Source organism: Lysobacter sp. N42, from assembly GCF_004344885.1.
Window position 1 is genome coordinate 1 of record NZ_SKFB01000138.1, and the last position, 690, is coordinate 690.

1 protein-coding gene is annotated in these 690 nt (G+C 42.5%); it reads left to right on the plus strand.

Going from position 1 to position 690, the window contains the following annotated elements; genetic code table 11:
• Positions 1-257 (plus strand): hypothetical protein (locus tag EYQ95_RS26675; protein WP_207916728.1); only part of this gene is annotated, 257 nt, incomplete at its 5' end.
• Between the last annotated feature and the right edge of the window lie 433 nt (positions 258-690).

A 690-nucleotide genomic window follows, 5' to 3' on the forward strand; every position in this document is an offset into this window, starting at 1 on the left:
TTAATGGTTACTTACTCTCGTCTCTAAACAGCAGCTTACACCGCTCCCCTGACCCCATTCTCCAAGGGGAAACAATCAATTTTTTACAAATGACTATAGTAAATCAACTGGATACGCTTTTTCAACAAAGAGGGATTATAGTTCCCGATAACTGGACTACGTATAAGATTTTAAAGAAAGTTGTTGTAAACGACGAGAGGTTGTTCCGGGATACCTACTTTTTATTTGGCCTTATTAATGATTTAGCCCTTTGCTAGAATTCCTGATGGTTTGAGACTTCCGTCGATTTTCTAAATTTGTGGGTGGGGGGTTAGGCGGCAGGATTAGTTCAAATAATTTATGAGAGGGGCCTTTGTTGATCTATACGATCGACCCCGGATGTACCTATTTCCTATTTAGGAGTAGCGAACCGGGTCACCAAAAGTCGCGATTAGAATAACGGGAGTTCGCTGGGATTGTAGTGAATTTCTTTTCCCAGAAGTGTTGGTTCGAATCCAACTCGTGACAAGGCCTTGGTCATATAGATGTCTCGACACCTCTATTTTCTCGTTAGACGGATGACTGCCCCAGGTAAATACGGAGTAGGACCCAGCTGAACTTCTTTGTCTATTTCTGGAACTAATAGAGATGGATGGAGCATGTGGAAAAAACCTTTCTCAGCCAGTCGACTGAACTTCTAGAGCGATTGAG